General features: G+C 64.6%; 15 protein-coding genes. 8 read left to right on the forward strand and 7 right to left on the reverse strand.

From position 1 onward, the window contains the following. Positions 1–268 precede the first annotated feature (268 nt). Positions 269–622 (forward strand): DUF1801 domain-containing protein, encoded by a 354-nt coding sequence (locus XW59_RS08430; protein WP_047143982.1) that lies wholly within the window; start codon positions 269–271, stop codon positions 620–622. Positions 623–841: 219 nt separating this feature from the next. Here the strand turns inward: XW59_RS08430 and XW59_RS08435 are convergent, their stop codons facing one another. From XW59_RS08435 to XW59_RS08450, 4 genes are all read right to left on the reverse strand, one after another. Beyond that, positions 842–1,234 (reverse strand): SMI1/KNR4 family protein, encoded by a 393-nt coding sequence (locus XW59_RS08435; protein WP_136067990.1) that lies wholly within the window; start codon positions 1,232–1,234, stop codon positions 842–844. Positions 1,235–1,302: 68 nt separating this feature from the next. Continuing rightward, positions 1,303–1,761 (reverse strand): hypothetical protein, encoded by a 459-nt coding sequence (locus XW59_RS08440; RefSeq protein ID WP_047143980.1) that lies wholly within the window; start codon positions 1,759–1,761, stop codon positions 1,303–1,305. Between the two features lie 240 nt (positions 1,762–2,001). Next, complete coding sequence (locus XW59_RS08445) at positions 2,002–2,412, reverse strand: VOC family protein (RefSeq protein WP_047143979.1); 411 nt, start codon at positions 2,410–2,412, stop codon at positions 2,002–2,004. 339 nt (positions 2,413–2,751) lie between these two features. Beyond that, the gene (locus XW59_RS08450) at positions 2,752–3,936 is read right to left on the reverse strand and encodes an MFS transporter (RefSeq protein WP_137326999.1); all 1,185 of its coding nucleotides are present in this window, start codon (positions 3,934–3,936) and stop codon (positions 2,752–2,754) included. A gap of 626 nt (positions 3,937–4,562) precedes the next feature. Between XW59_RS08450 and XW59_RS08455 the strand changes: the two genes are divergently transcribed. Beyond that, on the forward strand, positions 4,563–4,922 hold the full coding sequence (locus XW59_RS08455; RefSeq protein WP_047144461.1) for a helix-turn-helix transcriptional regulator: 360 nt from the start codon (positions 4,563–4,565) through the stop codon (positions 4,920–4,922). Between the two features lie 227 nt (positions 4,923–5,149). Next, complete coding sequence (gene carB / locus XW59_RS08460) at positions 5,150–8,632, forward strand: carbamoyl-phosphate synthase large subunit (protein WP_047143978.1); 3,483 nt, start codon at positions 5,150–5,152, stop codon at positions 8,630–8,632. A 151-nt stretch (positions 8,633–8,783) separates the two neighbouring features. On the opposite strand, the gene XW59_RS08465 is transcribed toward carB, so the two are convergent. The 3 genes from XW59_RS08465 to XW59_RS08475 form a co-directional block, all read right to left on the reverse strand. After that, a complete protein-coding gene (locus XW59_RS08465) occupies positions 8,784–9,554 on the reverse strand; it encodes a type I restriction enzyme HsdR N-terminal domain-containing protein (RefSeq protein WP_047143977.1) in 771 nt (256 codons plus the stop codon). Positions 9,555–10,810: 1,256 nt separating this feature from the next. After that, positions 10,811–11,671 carry an alpha/beta hydrolase gene (locus tag XW59_RS08470; RefSeq protein ID WP_047144460.1) on the reverse strand — a complete coding sequence of 287 codons (861 nt, stop codon included), beginning with the start codon at positions 11,669–11,671 and terminating at the stop codon, positions 10,811–10,813. A gap of 184 nt (positions 11,672–11,855) precedes the next feature. Then, complete coding sequence (locus XW59_RS08475) at positions 11,856–12,092, reverse strand: hypothetical protein (protein WP_136067986.1); 237 nt, start codon at positions 12,090–12,092, stop codon at positions 11,856–11,858. Between XW59_RS08475 and XW59_RS08480 the strand changes: the two genes are divergently transcribed. From XW59_RS08480 to XW59_RS08500, 5 genes are all read left to right on the forward strand, one after another. After that, positions 12,091–13,671: an ABC transporter substrate-binding protein gene (locus tag XW59_RS08480; protein ID WP_047143975.1), complete on the forward strand. Its 1,581-nt coding sequence runs from the start codon at positions 12,091–12,093 to the stop codon at positions 13,669–13,671. The two genes, XW59_RS08475 and XW59_RS08480, sit on opposite strands and share 2 nt — an antisense overlap. A gap of 74 nt (positions 13,672–13,745) precedes the next feature. Continuing rightward, positions 13,746–14,726, forward strand: a complete 981-nt coding sequence (locus XW59_RS08485; RefSeq protein WP_047143974.1) for an ABC transporter permease — start codon at positions 13,746–13,748, stop codon at positions 14,724–14,726. A 12-nt stretch (positions 14,727–14,738) separates the two neighbouring features. Next, positions 14,739–15,686 (forward strand): ABC transporter permease, encoded by a 948-nt coding sequence (locus XW59_RS08490; RefSeq protein ID WP_136068059.1) that lies wholly within the window; start codon positions 14,739–14,741, stop codon positions 15,684–15,686. Beyond that, a complete protein-coding gene (locus tag XW59_RS08495) occupies positions 15,686–17,326 on the forward strand; it encodes an ABC transporter ATP-binding protein (RefSeq protein ID WP_047143972.1) in 1,641 nt (546 codons plus the stop codon). Before XW59_RS08490 ends, XW59_RS08495 begins: the two co-directional genes overlap by 1 nt. A gap of 181 nt (positions 17,327–17,507) precedes the next feature. Next, positions 17,508–19,004 carry a hypothetical protein gene (locus tag XW59_RS08500; RefSeq protein WP_246666032.1) on the forward strand — a complete coding sequence of 499 codons (1,497 nt, stop codon included), beginning with the start codon at positions 17,508–17,510 and terminating at the stop codon, positions 19,002–19,004. Positions 19,005–19,013: the final 9 nt, after the last annotated feature.

The following is a 19,013-nucleotide window of genomic DNA, read 5'->3' on the forward strand; positions in this document are numbered from 1 at the left end:
AAACGTCTGCCCAAGGCAAGCTGGCGTATGTCCGCGAGGTACCAGTTATGTTTTCTCCTGCGTCAACGTACACTGGCACTAAAGCAACGGCTATTAGGCGTCGATTGGTTCAAGCAGAGGTCTGCCCTGGGCGCGCTTTCGGACCGTCGCACAGGGGGTGGAAAGCGGAACGGCTCCTTTCAGAGAAGTCTACTCTCTCGGATATTCCTGTTCTGGAGCACCGACGCCCGCCCTTGAGCTTGGACACGCCGAAAGGCATACTTTCCCGATGACGAAAGATAGCCATGACGCCTATATAGCCGCCGCACCGGAGCAGTTTCGCGCCATGTTGGGTCGACTGCGTGCACGGCTGTCGCGGGCACTCCCAGACGCCGAGGAAGTCATGAAGTACGATATGCCCGGATTTCAGATCGAAGAGACGATCATCGCGGGCTATGCCGCCTTCAGCAAACAATGCGGTCTATATGTTGATCCGGCTGCAATTGCTGCCCATGTGGACGAGATTGCGTCTTTGAAACTCAAGGCGACCAAGACCGGCGTTACGTTCTCGGTGAGCAAGCCTATCACTGAAGAACTCGTTGAGAAACTGGCAGTCAGTTCGCGCAGCAAGAAGGGATTTTAGCGTAGCGGGTTTCAGGACCTTCCGCGACACGGCTAAATTACCTTTCGGCCCGGATATCGCGCCTTTAGTTCGTCTTCGGTTCCCAATTCCCCGATGAAGTCGGTGAAGCTCGGCGCAACATAGCCGACATTGTCCCAACCGTAATTTGCGTGCTTGCCGAAAACCTGCTTCCGGACATAGGGCAGATACAACACGTTGCCGAAGCTGTCGTGGCGAAGGTCAATCAGCAAAGTGGCGTTGTTGTCGCGCGTGAGCGGAAGCAGTTCGCGAGATACACGCGGCCTGACGCCTTCGAAAGCCGGATGGGGATTGCAATAGGCCCTGATGGCGTTGATCGTCAGCTTTGCCCAAGGCACCAGCGAGAAATTCTCCCATGATGACTGACTTCTTCTTGAAGCGGCATGGGAAGAAATAGGCCCCTACGTTGATGGACCCGACAACGGTCGAATATTGCAGCAGGAATTCCCGGTAGTCGTCCGGAATCCTTGTTTCCACCAAGCGTTCGATCTCCGTAATGTCTTCTTGAGTGCTTGGCTGGAAGTAATCGGTCCCTCCGCTCCTTTGCAGTTCCCACATCTGGAAGACTTTCGGATTGAGGCTTCGTAAGTCCATTGACGCGCTCCCTGTCGCATCAAGATCACTGTCGCAAAAGTCAGGAAATTGCGCGACAAACTATGAATTCAGAGCTTCTCGATCATCTCGTCTGTGATGCCGGAAAAAGCGGGGGATTGGGCATCTTCACCACAGGCAGCAACAAGCTGACGGTAGTCGGCCAGCAGTCCAAGACTGTCATCTTCCATCCAATCCTGATAGCGACCTTCCCCGTCCAGCTTGTTGATGGAAAAACCGATGACGATTAGCAGATTTGAGTGTGCAACGTCGCAAGCGCAGGCCACGCCACCATCGCTAATCAGTTCCTCACTCTGGTCAGCTTCTTTCTGTAGTTGCGCATAAATTGCTTGCAGATCCGACAGCGATCTGCGTGCCAAAGCGTCGGCCGCGCCGCGGTCCATTTCCAGTGTGATTGGCAGAACCGTCGCCGAGCGCTCCGCATACGGATTATCGTTAGCCATCGCGATGCTCCATGGATTAAAAAGAAAAAAGGCGGCTGTCGTAAGCCCTTCAAGCAATGAACGCATCAATGATTTCTCACTATCGAGCACCGTAGCGGCAGCTTCAATTCACGGCGACAAGGGCCGGTTCAGTCACCCTCCGGCAGCCTGTCTTTTGCGAAATCCTCACGACCCGGCAATGTAGCGGGCTTCAGGAATTGCGCGCCTCTAGATGGTACCACAGCGTTTCTCTCGCAGAGGGTGAGATATGTGGCTTGCCGGTCAATGATCGCCTGAAGAAGCGACATTCCCAGCCAATCGGTTGGATTATTTTCTCTCCTTGGAAACTGCGGCGACCATCCACAGATGCCCGTCGGGGTCAGCGAATATGCCTTCGTATCCCCATTCTTTCTGGCTCGGTTCGCTAACCACAGATGCTCCCGCGTCGACGCACCGCTGAAAAACGCGTTGGACATCCATCTCATTTGCCACCTCGAGTGATAGCAGACATTCGTTCCTGCCGTCAGAAACGAGCCGCCCTTTGCCGATCACCCATTCCATACCGTCAGATGGAATGAGTAACAGGCTTGTCCGCGCATCCAGGGCGAACTGCAACGGCTCAGGCATTCCATCTTCGGATGGCGCACCCACAGTCATGAGATCAAGTGCGTTGCGATAGAAGTCATGGGCCGTTCTACGGCTCTCGATTGGAAGGCTGATGGAGATTTTGGATACCACGTCATGATCCTCGTTCTGGCGTTACTTCTCTAGGACGAACGCGCCCTGCAAAATCCGACAGCAACCCATACATTTTTTAAGCAAGCTACCGGCCGCGCCGATCATACCGAGGAACGGCGCATGCTTGGGCGGCTTATCGGCCGAGGTCGCATTGAGCCGAACGGCTATCAGGCGGTCGAAACGAGCCATCCGGCGACACGGCTGCGGATGACCACCTGGCCGGCAAGCCGGCGGTCATGAGCGTTCGCACTCGACTTCCGCCCGCCACCCGGCCCCACCCCGCATGACCGGGGCGAGGCAGCGGCACGCCCGGCGGAATAGCGCCGGCATGCTCGCCCCCTACTCCGCCGGCGCGGCCGCAATGGTCCGGCGATGCGAGCGGATGCCGGCATGGAGCACGGCGAGTGCCGCCACCGGGAACAGCGCGGCGAAGAAGCCGAGATTGGCGGGCTGCATGTTCTCCAGGATCCGTCCGCCCAGCGCCGCGCCGCTGGCGATGCCCAGATAGATCGCCGAGGCGTTGAGCGAGAGCGTCAGATGCGCAGCGTCCGGCGCATAACCGACGATCCGGCTTGCCTGGGCCGGCGGGAAGGCCCAGCCGATGATGCCCCACGGCACCATGACGCCGATCAGCGCCGGGCCGGCGAGATGATGCGGCAAAAGGTGCAGCCCCGTCGCGATCGATATCGAGACCGCCACCGACGCCATCAGCGACGCCACCACCATCCGTGTCGCGCCGATCCGGTCGGCGAGATAGCCGCTCGAGAGATTGCCGATCACAGCACCCACCCCGAAGGCAAGCAGCAACGCCGGCAGCGACAGCGCGGAAAGCCCCGCCCCGTCGATCGCCAGCGGCGCGAGATAGGAGATGATCATGAAGCCGCCGGAGAGATAGAGGAAGGTCACCAGCAGCGAAGGCGCGACGCCCGGCCGGGCGATCGCGCTGAAGCGCTCCCTCAGCGTCAGCCTGGCGCCGGTCAGCCCGCGCGGCAGCCGCAGCCACAGCACCGTCGTGCAGGCGAGCGCGAGCAGCGAGATCGCGCCGAAGGTTCCGCGCCAGCCCCACAGCGCGGCGATCAGCGCGCCCAGCGGCGCGCCGAGCGCGACGGCGAAGGTCGTGCCGCCGACCACCACCGAGATTGCCAGCGCGCGATGCTCCGGCCCCGCCAGCGACACCGCCGTCGCCTGCGCCGTCGCGGCGAAGAGGCCGCTCGCCATGCCCATCACGATCTGCGCGACGAGCAGCGCCGAAAGCGACGTGCTCATCGCGGCGAGCGCGTTGCCGGAAACGAAGACGAGCATCGCCGCCACCAGCACGCGGCGCCGGTCCGCCGCCCCGGTCAGCGCCGAGAGCACCGGCGCGCCGATCGCGTAGGACAGCGAGAACACCGTGATGAGATGGCCGGCCGCGGGGATGGTCGTGTGCGTGTCCGCCGCGATCGAGGGCAGAAGGCTCGAAAACACGAAGCCCACCGTGCTCATCGTGAAGGAGCCGACGGCGAGCCATATGAGACGCTTGTCCATGGGAATGCCTTTGACGGGATAGCCGTAGTTCAAAAGTTATTGAACTATTGAACTTGTCGTGCCCACCTGTCAATCTTCTCGCACATCCGTCCTGCCAACTTCATGTCAGGAGGCGCGCATTCGGAACCGCGGCCGGATTTCCCTTCCGCTTACGGCAGGCAATCGCATATGGATTTACCCCCACCCCTATCCCCTCCCCACAAGGGGGAGGGGGACCTTGCAGGGATTGCGTCAAGGCGCCGCTCATCGGCGAATATGCGCGGCGTTGCAGTCAGGCAGTCCCCTCCCCCTCGTGGGGAGGGGTTAGGGGTGGGGGTACGAAGCCGCGAGGATGCCGGCCGATCCATATGCGATCGCCCTGCCTTGTGGGTGTGGGGGTAAACGGGAGATCAGCAATTGTTTTCTCGAGAGGCTCACTATTCCGCAACATCGCAAAGTCGGGTCTCGAAACCTCAGAATGCCACGCCGGCATACCCCTCCACGAGCAGCCTCTCCCGTGGCGACAAAGCAGCCGCCAAGTGGCCGGATGAGGGGCACTCCCACGAAACAAGCCGGACGTTCACAACAAGGTCACCGCCCCTGCCCTTCATTGAACAACCGCGTCCCCGGCGCTATTTCTTATGACCATGAGCCTGCCGCACCCCAACATCGACCAGATCGCGCTGCCGAACGTGCTGGCCGTGCTGGGCGACCAGACGCGGCTCGCCATCATCGGCTATCTCGCCCGCCGCGAGGGCCAGCCCACCATCTGCATGCAATTCACCGATCTCGGCTCCAAGACCAACATCAGCTATCACCTCGCCAAGCTGCGCGAGGCCGGCATCACCCACACGGAGATCGCCGGCACCACGCGCATCGTCACGCTGCGCCGCGACGATCTCAACAGCCGCTTCCCCGGCCTGATCGATTCGATCATCGCCGTGGCGGTCGAATTGCCGGCGGTACAGAAGCTCGTCGAGGCCGAGGAAGAGGCCGTGCGGGCCTGAGCGCCCCGCCATCGGACAGGCCCGAAAGCCCGCCGATCGACCCCGTCCCGCGCCCGCGCATGGCAGCCTTGCCGAAACGCGGTGCGGATTCGCACTTTTTGGGGTTACATAGCCCCGCGCCTTACCCTATAAGGCGCGCCTAGCCTGATAGTAGAATCTCCTTGCGCACAACCGGCCGGGTCCGCCCGTCCCGGTTTTCTGCGCAACGCGCCGAACGGACCATATCCATGCCAAAACGCACCGACCTCAAGTCGATCCTGATCATCGGGGCCGGCCCCATCGTCATCGGCCAGGCTTGCGAGTTCGACTATTCCGGCACGCAGGCCTGCAAGGCGCTGAAGGAGGAAGGCTACCGCATCATCCTGGTCAATTCCAATCCGGCCACGATCATGACCGATCCGGAGCTGGCCGACGCGACCTATATCGAGCCGATCACGCCGGAAGTCGTCGCCAAGATCATCGCCAAGGAGCGCCCCGACGCGATCCTGCCGACCATGGGCGGCCAGACCGCGCTCAACACCGCGCTGTCGCTGCGCCGCATGGGCGTGCTCGACCGCTACAACGTCCAGATGATCGGCGCCAACGCCGAGGCCATCGACATGGCCGAGGACCGCGCCCTGTTCCGCGAGGCGATGGCCCGCATCGGGCTGGAGACGCCGCGCTCCATGCTCGCCAACGCCACCGAGGTCAAGGACGCCGACCGCCGCCGCCACGAGGAGGAGCGCGCCAAGCTCAAGGCGACCTATTCCGGCCCCGACCTCGACGCCGCCCTCGACCAGCTCGAGACCGAATGGAACCTCGGCGAGGGCGACCGCAAGCAGCGCTACATGGCGCATGCCATGGCGATCGGCGCGCAGGCGCTCGACCATGTCGGCCTGCCGGCCATCATCCGCCCCTCCTTCACGCTCGGCGGCACCGGCGGCGGCATCGCCTACAACCGCGCCGAGTTCTTCGACATCGTCCAGTCGGGCCTCGACGCCTCCCCCACCACCGAGGTCCTCATCGAGGAGTCCGTGCTCGGCTGGAAGGAGTACGAGATGGAGGTCGTCCGCGACAAGGCGGACAATTGCATCATCATCTGCTCTATCGAGAACGTCGATCCGATGGGCGTCCACACCGGCGATTCGATCACCGTCGCCCCGGCGCTGACCTTGACCGACAAGGAATACCAGATCATGCGCAACGCCTCGATCGCGGTGCTGCGCGAGATCGGGGTGGAGACCGGCGGCTCCAACGTCCAGTTCGCCGTCAATCCGGCCGACGGCCGCCTCGTCGTCATCGAGATGAACCCGCGCGTCTCGCGCTCCTCCGCCCTCGCCTCCAAGGCGACCGGCTTCCCGATCGCCAAGGTCGCGGCCAAGCTCGCCGTCGGCTACACGCTCGACGAGCTCGAGAACGACATCACCGGCGGCGCCACGCCCGCCTCCTTCGAACCCTCGATCGACTATGTCGTCACCAAGATCCCGCGCTTCGCCTTCGAGAAGTTCCCCGGCGCCGAGCCGGTGCTGACGACGGCGATGAAGTCGGTCGGCGAGGTGATGGCGATCGGCCGCACCTTCCAGGAATCGCTGCAGAAGGCGCTGCGCGGGCTGGAGACGGGCCTTACGGGATTGGACGAGATCGAGATCCCCGGCATCGGAACCGGCGACGACAAGAACGCCATCCGCGCCGCGCTCGGCACGCCGACGCCCGACCGGCTGCGCATGGTCGCCCAGGCGATCCGCATGGGCACCTCGCTCGAGGCCGTCCACGACATGTGCAAGATCGACCCGTGGTTCCTCGAGCAGATCGCCGGCATCCTGCGCCTGGAGGACCGCGTCCGCGAGCACGGCCTGCCTGACGACGCCGAAAACCTGCGCATGCTGAAGGCTTGCGGCTTTTCCGACGCCCGCCTCGCCTCGCTGACGAAGACCGACGCGGAAGCGGTCCAGAAGCAGCGCGCGAAGCTCGGCGTCCACCCGGTCTACAAGCGCATCGACACCTGCGCGGCCGAGTTCGCCTCGCCGACCGCCTACATGTACTCGACCTACGAGGTGCCCTTCGCGGGCGCGCCGGCCGACGAAGCCAGGGTCTCGGATCGCAAGAAGGTCGTCATCCTCGGCGGCGGCCCCAACCGCATCGGCCAGGGCATCGAATTCGACTATTGCTGCTGCCACGCCTGCTTCGCGCTCGCCGACGCCGGCTACGAATCGATCATGATCAACTGCAACCCGGAGACGGTCTCCACCGACTACGACACCTCCGACCGGCTCTATTTCGAGCCGCTCACGGCGGAGGACGTGCTGGAGATCCTGCGCGCCGAGCAGGCGTCCGGCGAGCTCCACGGCGTCATCGTCCAGTTCGGCGGCCAGACCCCGCTCAAGCTCGCGGAAGCGCTGGAGAAGGCCGGCATCCCGATCCTCGGCACCTCGCCCGACATGATCGACCTGGCCGAGGACCGCGACCGCTTCCAGAAACTCCTGACGAAGCTCGACCTCAAGCAGCCGAAGAACGGCATCGCCTGGTCGGTCGAGCAGGCGCGCACCGTCGCCTCCGAGCTCGGCTTCCCGCTGGTCGTGCGCCCGTCCTACGTGCTCGGCGGCCGCGCCATGCAGATCATCCACGACGAGACGATGCTGCAGACCTATCTGCTCGACACCGTGCCCGGCCTGGTGCCGGAGGACATCAAGCAGAAATACCCCAACGACAAGACCGGCCAGATCAACACGCTGCTCGGCAAGAACCCGCTGCTCTTCGACACCTATCTGTCGGAGGCCACCGAGGTCGACGTCGACTGCCTCTGCGACGGCGAGACGACCTATGTCTCCGGCATCATGGAGCATATCGAGGAGGCCGGCATCCATTCGGGCGACAGTGCCTGCTCGCTGCCGGTGCACTCGCTGACCGCCGGGACCGTCGACGAGCTCGAGCGCCAGACCGCCGCGCTCGCCAGGGCGCTCGAGGTCGGCGGCCTGATGAACGTGCAATACGCCATCAAGGACGGCGAGATCTTCGTGCTCGAGGTCAACCCGCGCGCCTCGCGCACCGTGCCCTTCGTCGCCAAGACCGTCGGCCGGCCGATCGCCAAGATCGCCGCCCGCATCATGGCCGGCGAGACGCTCGACGCCGCCTTCGCCCATTACGGCGACAAGCCCGACACGCGCGACCTCGGCCACATTGCGGTCAAGGAAGCCGTCTTCCCCTTCGCCCGCTTCCCCGGCGTCGACACGCTGCTCGGCCCCGAGATGCGTTCCACCGGCGAGGTCATGGGGCTGGACCACGACTATGCGCTCGCCTTCGCCAAGAGCCAGCTCGGCGCCGGCGTCGACCTGCCGCGCTCGGGCACGCTGTTCGTCTCGGTGCGCGACGAGGACAAGCCGAAGATCCTGCCGGCCGTGAAACGCCTCGCCGGCCTCGGCTTCCGCGTGCTCGCCACCGGCGGCACCCAGCGCTTCCTCGCCGAGAACGGCGTGGCCGCGGAGAAGATCAACAAGGTGCTCGAAGGCCGCCCCCACATCGAGGACGCGATCCGCAACCGCCAGGTCCAGATCGTCTTCAACACCACCGACGGCCAGAAGGCGGTATCAGACTCCAAGTCGCTCCGCCGCGCCACCCTGATGCAGAAGGTGCCCTACTACACCACCATGGCCGGCGCCGGCGCCGTCGCCGAAGCCATCGCCGCGCTCAAGGCGGGAAGCCTGGAGGTCAGGCCGCTGCAGGATTATTTTTGAGGGGGCAACTGCCGGTCTCCCCCCGCGAGGGGGAGAAGACCGGCAGGACAGAGGCGCGCGCTGTCCCGCTAGGCTAGAGGCTCTTCTCCTGCGAAACATGGAGGGGGTGGTTCAGTGACAGTCTCTCCGATCCCCCGCTTTCACGGCCCGTTCATCCCACCACCACCGCCTCTTTCCTCTTCGCCCGCTCGATCTTCCCTTGCGCCTTCTTGATCCGGGTCGCGGCTTCCTTCGCCTTGTCCCCCTCGATCGCCTCACGCTTGATCACCTCGTCCGCGATCAGCGCCCGAAGGTTTTCGGCCGCAACCTTGAGGTCGGGAAACAGGCGCCGCAGTTCGCGCCGTACCACGGCGACGACGGGCTCGGAACAGACGATCGAGGCGACGGTGAATTTGTTGAACAATTGCGCCTGCTGGTGGAAGGCGTCCATCGCGTCGGTTGCAAGGCCCTCCTTGGCGAACAGGAACATCTGTCTCAGATGATCCTCGTTCCTCGGAGCGATTTCGGAAAGCACGAAACGGCAGACTTCCTCATGGCTGATCTGGTGGGCGACATAGATGCGGATCAGCCGCCATTCGACGGCATTCGTCAGGATCACCCAATGGATGCCCTGATGTGCGCCGTAGTCGATCACCTGCTTCAGATGGTTGTCGGCAAGACTGCTTCCGGCGGACTTCACTTCGATGAGCAGGCGTAACTTGCCGCCGATCTTGATCGCGAGATCACAGTAAGTGGATTTTATCTGATGTTCCGAGGTCAGTTCCTCGTATTTGTCGTAACCGAAAACGTCTTCCAGTATATCCTTGACAACCGTTACCGTATCGGCTTCCGCAACGTCCGCTTTCTGCTGCGCAGTCGCGACACGCTGGTACTTCTTCAGATTAGCGCCGACACGATCGACGAACTTCTTCGGCAATTTCATCAATTCCGCCCCCCTTTGTCCCCGCGCGATTTTGCGCAACCACGAGCGTGACGACAAGTGTTTTTTGTTCGTCCGGTTGTGCTTGCCCGGCAGACCCGGCATGGCCTGCGTTCTGAACCGTCCCGCCTTTGTCGCCGTTCCGGCATGGATCCTCGGGTCGAGCCCGAGGATGACGAAGCGGAAAGGCTGCCGCCCTTTACGGCGACCGCAGGCGTTCCGCGCCGGCGAAGCGGGAAGACGACGCTAGACGAACCGTGCACAAATCCGCCCCCTCCTTCCGCCCAACCCCTTCATTTCCCTCGCATTCGCCTTTCGGCGTCCGCTTTTTCATCCACGCCCTTGCCGCCGCGTCTATCCTGCGTGCGCCCCTTCCATGGGAGCGCCGATCATGACGGTGGTTGCGTGGGAAGGGGACGGCGCCTCCGCCGCGGCCTCGTAAGCCGCGGCCGGGGAGGCCGCGTCCAGAGGTTCCTCCCCGGCGACTACGCGCCGGGTGTGCTGGAGCGAGCACGCAACCTTCGGCGTTTCGAGCGGGAACGGTCCCGCGGGGGCGCAGGAGGGCAGCGGAACGGGCGCGGACGCAAATCGCCGGGCGGACGGCCGGAAGGTCGCACGCAACTTTCAGATGAGCGACCCTCCGGCCGCCCGTCTCCCGACCTTACTCCCTCATCCCTCATCCTGAGCCCTGAGCCCTGAGCTCGTCGAAGGGTCGAAGGATCGAAGGTCGAAGGATCAATGGCCAGACCGGAAGCGGGGCGTGGCGGGGACGGCGCGCGGCCGCGACGCCTCGCCATCCCTCGGCTTGAGTGCGCCCCCTCATCCGGCCGCTTCGCGGCCACCTTCTCCCAGAAGGGGAGAAGAGGCGCGCCCGCCTTGCTTCCTTCGGGAGGAATGGCCCGGCCTCGACGGTCTCCTCTCCCCCAAGGGGGGCCGAAGGACGGATCGGGACCCGTGGCTCTCCCCCGGCTGGTCGCCGGGCGAGGCGGAGGCGGAACAAAGGAGAACGCCCGGCTTCATGATCAAAGGACAATCGCCGTCAAAGGAGATCGCCGATGAAGGCTGGCTTCGCACCCCACCCCTTTACCCCTCCCCACAAGGGGGAGGAGAATCTCCGGCGGTTCCGCCAGGAACCCCGGCGGGGGCGACGCGCGGGCGCGGACATTGCGGCCGCCAAGTCCCCCTCCCCCTTGTGGGGAGGGGTCAGGAGTGGGGGTAACGCCGGATCAGAAAGGTGAACCCGATGCGTCAGTGGCCCCCTATTCGAACACGCCCTTCGGCGTCTCGCCCTTCAGGAAAGGCTCGATCAGCCCATGAAGCAACTCGACCTGGCCGATGACGGCGGTGTGGGAAGTGGCGGGCAGCACGGCGAGCCGCGACCGCGGCAGCGGCTTGCCCATGTCGCCCATGCCGCCGCCGCCGAGCAGGCGGAACATCGAGACCGCGTGCTCCAGCGTGTTGACGTCGGCGTCGCCGGAGATGATCAGCACCGGCGTCTCGAGCTTGCTTACGTCCTCCTCCCAGGCCATCGGCTCCTTCTCGAGCTGGATCAGCTTTTCGACCAGCGCCGGAAAGCCGTCCGGGTCGGCGGCGAGCTTCTTGTAGTCCTCGGCGAAGGGCATCTCGACGAACATCTCCACCGTCATCTGCGGAATGAAGGCGGTGAATTCCGGCTGCCAGCCGCCGGCGTCGTAGGCGACGGAGGCGGCCACCAGCTTCTCGACCTTGTCCGGATGGCGGATCGCGAGCTGCAGCCCGGCCGCCGCGCCCATCGAATAGCCGAACACGTCGGCCTTCTCGAGGCCGACCGCGTCCATGAAGGCGGCGACGTCGTCGGCGAGGTTCGGATAGGTGATCGGCCGGTCGATGTCGGTGGTGCGGCCGTGGCCCTGGAATTCGAGCGCGTAGACCTTGCGCGTCTCGGCGAGCCTCGGGATGATCTCGCCCATCGAGGGAATGTTCATGTAGGCGCCGTGCAGCACGACCAGCGGCGCGCCCTCGCCGGAGACCTCGTAATACATCTCCATGCCGTTGACCTCGACGCGGTCGCCCACGGGCTCGGCCCGTGCAAGGGTGGTGCCGGCCGTCAGAAGGGCGGCGATGAGAGCGGTTCTGAGCATTTCCATTTCTCCTTGTGTCCGGATCCGGCCGCGCCGGTTCTGACGACAAGACGAACGGCCAACGTCCGTTTCGACATGGCCACGGCGAAATTTTTCGCGCCACCGCGGCGGCCGATGCACCGACGCGAAGCATGTTCTCCCTCCGGCGCGGACCCTGCGACGCATTGCCGCGGATCGGCCGGGGTCAAGCCACGCGCTTCTTCCGGGCGCTGCGGATCGCAAGTATTTTTCCGGTTGAAATCATCGGTGAACTGCTTTCGTCGCGCGAAAGCCCGCCCCTTCCGGCGATCTGAAAGCAAGGCGTGCCGACGCGCCGGAAATACCCCCATTGCGTGTGGCGAAAAAACAGGCTTTTCTGAAGTTCAATCTCGCGGCCAACGATGCCGACGAGGATAACCAAAGATAATGGGGGACTATTCATGCATTCCACTCTCGCCCGAATTGCGTCCGCGCTCCTCGTCTCGACCGCGCTTGCCGGCGCCGCCCATGCCGAGACCGTGCGCTGGGCGCGCGCGTCCGACGCGCTGACGCTCGATCCGCATTCGCAGAACCAGGGCGTCACCCACAATTTCAACCACCACATCTACGAGACGCTGCTCGACCGCGACACCGACGGCAATCTGCAGCCGCGGCTCGCCACCGAATGGTCGGTCAAGGCCGACGATCCCACCGTCTGGGTGTTCAAGCTGCGCGAGGGCGTGAAATTCCACGACGGCGCCGACTTCACCGCCGAGGACGTGGTGTTCTCGCTCGACCGCGCCCGCTCCGAAGGCTCCAACATGAAGCAGCTTCATGCGGAGGTGAAGGAAGTCGTGGCGATCGACGACCACACGGTCGAGGTCCGCATGGTGGGCCCCTCGCCGCTCTATCCGAACAACATCACCAACACCTTCATCATGGACAAGGGCTGGTCGGAAGCCAACAACGTGGTCGAGGTGCAGGACTTCGCCGCCGGCGAGACCAACCACGCCGTCCTCAACACCAACGGCACCGGCCCCTACAGGCTGCAGTCGCGCGAGGTCGACGTGCGCTCGGTGCTGGCGGCGTTCCAGGACCACTGGGCGGAGACGAAGCCGGCCGTCACCGAAATCGTCTACCTGCCGATCGCCGACAACGCGACCCGCATCGCCGCCCTGCTTTCGGGCGACGTCGATATCGTCCAGGACGTGCCGGTCCAGGACATCGAGCGGCTGTCCTCGACGGCGGGCTTCAAGGTCGAGACCGGGCCGGAAAACCGCATCATCTATTTCGGCTACCGCTTCGGCGAGGAGCCGCTGAAATCGTCCAACATTAAGGACTCCAACCCCTTCAACAATCCGCTGGTGCTCGAGGCGATGCATCTCGTGCTCGACCGCGACGCCATCAAGCGCGTGGTCATGCGCGGCCAGTCGGTTCCGGCCGGCGTCGCCACCCCGCCCTTCGTCAACGGCTGGACGGCCGAGCTCGACGCCTATCCGGCGCCGAATGTCGAGCGCGCCAAGGAACTGCTGGCCGAGGCCGGCTATCCGGACGGCTTCACCGTCACGCTCGACACGCCCAACAACCGCTACGTCAACGACGAGGCGGTCTCGACCGCCTATGTCGGCATGCTGGGCCAGATCGGCATCAAGGTCACGCTGGCTTCGCGCCCGGTGGCCGAGCATTCGCCGATCATCCTCGCCAACCAGAGCGATTTCTACTTGCTCGGCTGGGGTGTGCCGACCTTCGATTCGGCCTACATCTTCAACGATCTGGTCCATTCCAAGACCGACAAGCACGGCACCTACAATGTCGGCCTCTACACGAACCCCGAGCTCGACGCCAAGATCGTCTCGCTCGGCACCGAGACCGATCTCGACAAGCGCAACGCCACGATCGCCGAAATCTGGAAGACCGTGCAGGAGGACCGCGTCCTGCTGCCCGTCCACAATCAGGTCCTCGCCTACGCGATGAAGGACAACATCACGCTGGCCGTCCATCCGGAAAACCAGCCGCTGATGACCGACGTGGCCTTCGACTGACCTGATCGCGCAGCTCGACCGCCGCGCCGGAGCATCCCGTTCCGGCGCGGCGGTTCATATTGGGAGATAGGGTCATGCTGACCTTCATCCTGCGGCGCCTCCTGCAGTCGATCGTCGTCATGCTGGTCGTCGCCTTCGTCGCCTTTCTCATCTTTCGCTTCGTCGGCGATCCGGTCTCCTCGATGCTCGGCCAGGATTCGACCATGGCCGACCATGAGCAGTTGCGCGAGCGGCTCGGCCTCAACGATCCGTTCTACCTGCAGTTCTTCCGGTTCGTCGCCAACGCGCTTCAGGGCGAGTTCGGCATTTCCTACCGCCTGCAGCAGCCGGTGACCCAGCTCATCCTGGAACGCCTGCCGGCCACCATCGAGCTCGCCTTCGCTTCGGCGACGATCGCGCTGGTCTTCGGCATCGTGCTCGGCATCTATACCGCGCTGCGCCCCCGCAGCCTCGAGACGGCCGTCGTCATGACCGTCTCGCTCGTCGGCGTGTCGCTGCCGACCTTCCTTATCGGCATCGGCCTGATCTACGTGTTCGCGGTCGAGCTGAAGATGCTGCCGTCCTTCGGCCGCGGCGAGGTCGTCAATCTCGGCTGGTGGCGCACCGGGCTGCTCACCCAGTCCGGCCTGCGCTCGCTGATCCTGCCGGCGATCACGCTCTCGCTCTTCCAGTTGACGCTGATCATGCGCCTGGTGCGTGCGGAAATGCTGGAGGTGCTGCGCACGGACTATATCCGCTTCGCCAGGGCGCGCGGGCTTTCCAAGCGCGCCATCAATTTCGGCCACGCGCTGCGCAACACCCTCGTCCCGGTGATCACCATCGCGGGATTGCAGCTCGGCTCGGTCATCGCCTTCGCGATCATCACAGAGACGGTGTTCCAGTGGCCGGGCGTCGGCTCGCTTTTCGTCAATTCCGTGCAGGTCGTCGACGTGCCGGTGATGGCCGCCTACCTCGTCTTCGTCGCCCTCGTCTTCGTGGTGATCAACCTCATCGTCGACATCCTTTATTTCCTCGTCGATCCGCGCCTGCGCGACGGCGCCAAGAGCGGGAGATAGCCCGTGACAGACTTGCCTCACAACTCGGAACGAACGGCGCCGGCCAAGACGTCGCGCCTTTCGGCTTTCCTCAATTCCGACCTCGCATGGTCCTATCGCCATTCGCCGGTGACGATCATCGCCTCGATCGTGGCGGCGACCCTGATCCTGATGGCGGCGGCGGCCCCCTGGATCGCGCCCTACAATCCCTTCAATCCGGCAACGCTCAACCTGATGGACGGCTTCACGCCTCCCAATTCCAAGTCGATGTCGGGCAACTACTTCCTGCTCGGCTCCGACAGCCAGGGCCGCGACGTGCTCTCCACGATCATGTACGGTTCGCGCGTCTCGCTGTTCGTCGGCATATCGGCGACGCTCCTGGCGATGGTCATGGGGGTGGGACTGGGGCTGGTCGCGGGCTATGCCGGCGGCCTGGCCGACACGATCATCATGCGCGTCGCCGACGTGCAGCTTTCCTTTCCCGCCATCCTCATCGCGCTGCTGGTCTTCGGCATCGCGCGCGGCCTCATTCCGCCCAACCAGCAGGAGGGCGCCGCCGTCTGGGTGCTGATCATCGCGATCGGCCTGGCGAACTGGGCGCAATTCGCCCGCACCGTTCGCGGCGCGACCATGGTGGAGCGCCAGAAGGACTATGTGGCCGCCGCCCGCATCCTCGGCGTCAACCCGTTCCTCATCCTGCTCCGCCACGTTCTGCCGAACGTCATGGGGCCGGTGCTGGTCATCGGCACGATCGGCCTCGCGCTCGCCATCATCGAGGAAGCCACGCTTTCCTATCTCGGCGTCGGCGTTCCGCCCACGCAACCCTCGCTCGGAACGCTGATCCGCATCGGCCAGCAATTCCTGTTCTCGGGCGAATGGTGGATCCTGTTCTTCCCGGCAATCACGCTGGTGGCGCTGGCGCTGTCCGTCAACCTCCTGGGCGATTGGCTTCGCGATGCCCTCAACCCGAGGCTGCGCTGATGAGCGAACCCGTTCTCTCCGTAAAGAATCTGGTGGTGGAATTCCCCTCCCGCAACGCGGTCTTTCGCGCGGTGGACGGCGTTTCCTTCGAAATCATGCCCGGCGAAATCCTCGGCGTCGTCGGTGAATCCGGGGCCGGAAAATCGATGACCGGCTCGGCCGTCATCGGTCTGATCGACCGCCCCGGCCACATCGCGGGCGGCGAAATCCGCCTGCAGGGCGAGCGCATCGACGACCTGCCGGAGGAGATCAAGGCCAAGCTGCGGGGAAAACGCATCGGCATGGTCTTCCAGGACCCGCTGACGAGCCTCAATCCGCTCTACACGATCGGCCGGCAGCTCGTGGAAACCATCCGCACGCACCTGCCGCTCTCCGAGGAACAGGCGCGCCGGCGCGCGATCGACCTGCTGGCGGAGGCCGGAATCCCCAAGGCGGCCGAGCGCATCGATTCCTATCCCCACCAGTTCTCGGGCGGCATGCGCCAGCGCGTGGTGATCGCGCTGGCGCTTGCCGGCGAGCCGGAACTGGTGATCGCCGACGAGCCGACCTCCGCGCTCGACGTTTCGGTGCAGGCGCAGATCATCAAGGTATTGAAGAAGCTCTGCGCCAGCCGGGGAGCGGCGGTCATGCTGATCACCCACGACATGGGAGTGATCGCGCAGACGGCCGACCGCATGGTGGTGATGCATCGCGGAAAGATCGTCGAGACGGGAACGGTCGCCGACATCATCCGGCGCCCGCGCGAGCCCTATACGATCAAGCTGATCGACTCGATCCCGACGATCTTGCGCAAGCCTGGCGAGGCGTTCCCTCCGGCGGTCGCGGCGAACGACGATTCCGCCTTCGTCCGGATCAAGGGCCTGGTGCGCGACTTCGAATTCGCGATGGCGCCATTCGCCCGCCTTCGCGGCAAGACCGAGACTTTTCGCGCCGTCGACGACGTCTCCTTCTCCATTCCGAAGGGCAAGACTTTCGGTCTCGTCGGCGAATCCGGCTCGGGGAAGTCGACCTGCGCGAAAATGATCGTCGGGCTCCTGCCGCCGACGGCCGGCCAGATATTCGTCGACGGCCACGACGTCTGGGCCGGCGCCCTCGGACGGCGGCAGCGGCGCAGGAGCGTGCAGATGATCTTCCAGGATCCCTATGCCAGCCTCAACCCCCGCTGGAGAGTGAAGGACATCATCGCCGAGCCGATCCGCGCCCTCGGGCTCTCGCGGAACCGCGGCGAGATCGAGGCGCGCGTGGCCGAGCTGCTCGAGAAGGTGCGGCTCGATCCGGCCGCCATGCGCAAGTTTCCGCATGAATTCTCCGGCGGCCAGCGGCAGCGCATCGCGATTGCCCGCACGCTTTCCAGCCAGCCGGAATTCATCGTCTGCGACGAGCCGACATCGGCGCTCGACGTTTCCGTACAGGCGCAGGTCCTCGACCTCATGAGCGCCTTGCAGGAGGAGTTCGGCCTCACCTACCTGCTGATCAGCCACAACCTCGCGGTCGTGCGGCAAATGTCGAGCAATGTCGGCGTACTCCACAACGGCGTGCTGGTGGAGAACGGTCCCGTCGACGAGATATTCGAGAACCCCCGGGCCGACTACACGAGGAAGCTGCTCGACGCGGTGCCGGACATTTCGAAGGTGGCGTGAGTCCGCGGAAGGGCGCCCGCGACGACGCCTTCCTACTCACAATGAGGAGGCCGGCACGCCTTAGTAGGATGCAACACGACGCCACCCCGCCCGATGGGCAGCTTGCGGGGACCGTCGCCTGTGCAAATCTTCCAAGGACCTGCCGCCCAAGGCAGGGGAACGTGGGAGAGCGCGAGCGCCGATGGCGGATTTCGAAGGCCAGTTTCTCGTTTCGGAGAAGGACGGCGCCGCGCCGCCCACGGGTGCCGTCAGATGGCCGCTCGCCACACTGAATGTCGACGTCTTTCCGCTGCTCGACACGGTCGAGGTAGTGGACGAGACCGGCGCTCGCATCGGCCTGCTGCTCGGAAGTCCGATCGACACCGACGACCGGTGCGTCGTGAAAGGCACCTACCGCATCGATGGCCGGCCGGATGGTGGCGCCGGCATCGACGAGGCGGTCGAGACGGGCATCTACAGGCTTTCCGGCAGCTTCCTGTTCGTTCTAGACGGCTGGGGCACGCGCCGCATCTACCTCGACGCCAACGGCTCGAAGTCGCTGGTCTACGATCCCGAAGCCCGGACCGCCGCGGCGACCGCCGCGCTCGCGATTTCCGATCCAAGGGAGTATGAAAGCCGCTTCCGGCGCGATCTCTACGATGCGTTGCTCGTCGCGCAGGACGGCTGGTTTCCGGCGGGCCTGACCGCGCATCGGGGCCTCGAAAGGCTGACCTGCAACCACTATCTCGATCTCGACCGCTGGACGCAGGCGCGGCATTGGCCGCGCGGGCCGGTGGAACCGGCGCCGGACGAGGCGGCCGTCCTGCGCCTGATCGCCGACGAGGTGGAACGCGCGATCGAGGCGCTCGCCGGGGATGGCGAGGTCCACGTCGCGCTGACCGCCGGGCACGAAACCCGCCTGCTCGCCGCCTGCTGCAGGGACCGGCTGAACGATGTCCGCTTCATCACGGTGAATGCACCCGGCTCCGGCCTCGATACGACCCGCGCCCGCGAATTGTCGCGTCGTTTCGGGCTCGCCCACGCCTTCCTGCCCTATTCGGAAGCGAACGAGGAGGAAAAGCGCGCATGGCAACGGCGCGTCAGCCATTGCCTGACCGGCTCCAATCTGACGATGCATCCGAGCTTGAGGCCGCTCGACGGCAAGATATTCGTCGGTGGTCTCGGCGGCGAGATCGGACGCGGCTTTCTCTGGCTGAATGCCGAGGAGAACACGCCTGTCGACGCGGCGAGCATAGTCTCCCGCCTGAAATTTCCGCCGAATGCGGAACTGACGGCGGCGGTCGAGAAATGGCTCTCCCCGTTGAAGCATCTCGACAGCCTGCTGCTGCTCGACCTCGCCTATATGGAGCTGCGCATGGGCTCATGGGCATTCGCGCAATCCTACGCCCTGCCCCGCCACCGCGAATTCAATCCGCTGGTGTCGCGGCGCATCTACGCGGCGATGCTTTCGACGCCGCCGGCATGGCGGCGAGGCAACGCGCTGATCGTCCATGCGATCGCGCTGCGCTGGCCCGAACTGCTTGTGCTGCCCATCAACCGCTACGGTGGCTGGCGCGATCGGCTCGCAATGGCGCGCCGGATCGTTTCGGAACCGAGGCGGGCATTGCGGAAGCTGCGCCAGCTCGGCGCGGCCAGGAATCTCCGGGAGAAGGACAAGCCGGACGGCATCGCCTCATGAAGGCGCATG

This window comes from Aquamicrobium sp. LC103, assembly GCF_001014615.2.
Lineage (GTDB): Bacteria > Pseudomonadota > Alphaproteobacteria > Rhizobiales > Rhizobiaceae > LBCQ02.

What these genes read in the sequence shown, in the direction of transcription:
- carB (WP_047143978.1), top strand. Translation starts at nt 5,150, where the DNA reads ATGCCAAAACGCACCGACCTCAAGTCGATCCTGATCATCGGGGCCGGC.
- XW59_RS08455 (WP_047144461.1), top strand. Translation starts at nt 4,563, where the DNA reads ATGAGCCTGCCGCACCCCAACATCGACCAGATCGCGCTGCCGAACGTG.
- XW59_RS08475 (WP_136067986.1), bottom strand. Translation starts at nt 12,092, where the DNA reads ATGAATAGTCCCCCATTATCTTTGGTTATCCTCGTCGGCATCGTTGGC.
- XW59_RS08480 (WP_047143975.1), top strand. Translation starts at nt 12,091, where the DNA reads ATGCATTCCACTCTCGCCCGAATTGCGTCCGCGCTCCTCGTCTCGACC.
- XW59_RS08500 (WP_246666032.1), top strand. Translation starts at nt 17,508, where the DNA reads ATGGCGGATTTCGAAGGCCAGTTTCTCGTTTCGGAGAAGGACGGCGCC.
- XW59_RS08450 (WP_137326999.1), bottom strand. Translation starts at nt 3,936, where the DNA reads ATGGACAAGCGTCTCATATGGCTCGCCGTCGGCTCCTTCACGATGAGC.
- XW59_RS08465 (WP_047143977.1), bottom strand. Translation starts at nt 9,554, where the DNA reads ATGAAATTGCCGAAGAAGTTCGTCGATCGTGTCGGCGCTAATCTGAAG.
- XW59_RS08435 (WP_136067990.1), bottom strand. Translation starts at nt 1,234, where the DNA reads ATGGACTTACGAAGCCTCAATCCGAAAGTCTTCCAGATGTGGGAACTG.
- XW59_RS08470 (WP_047144460.1), bottom strand. Translation starts at nt 11,671, where the DNA reads ATGCTCAGAACCGCTCTCATCGCCGCCCTTCTGACGGCCGGCACCACC.
- XW59_RS08495 (WP_047143972.1), top strand. Translation starts at nt 15,686, where the DNA reads ATGAGCGAACCCGTTCTCTCCGTAAAGAATCTGGTGGTGGAATTCCCC.
- XW59_RS08485 (WP_047143974.1), top strand. Translation starts at nt 13,746, where the DNA reads ATGCTGACCTTCATCCTGCGGCGCCTCCTGCAGTCGATCGTCGTCATG.
- XW59_RS08440 (WP_047143980.1), bottom strand. Translation starts at nt 1,761, where the DNA reads ATGCGTTCATTGCTTGAAGGGCTTACGACAGCCGCCTTTTTTCTTTTT.
- XW59_RS08430 (WP_047143982.1), top strand. Translation starts at nt 269, where the DNA reads ATGACGAAAGATAGCCATGACGCCTATATAGCCGCCGCACCGGAGCAG.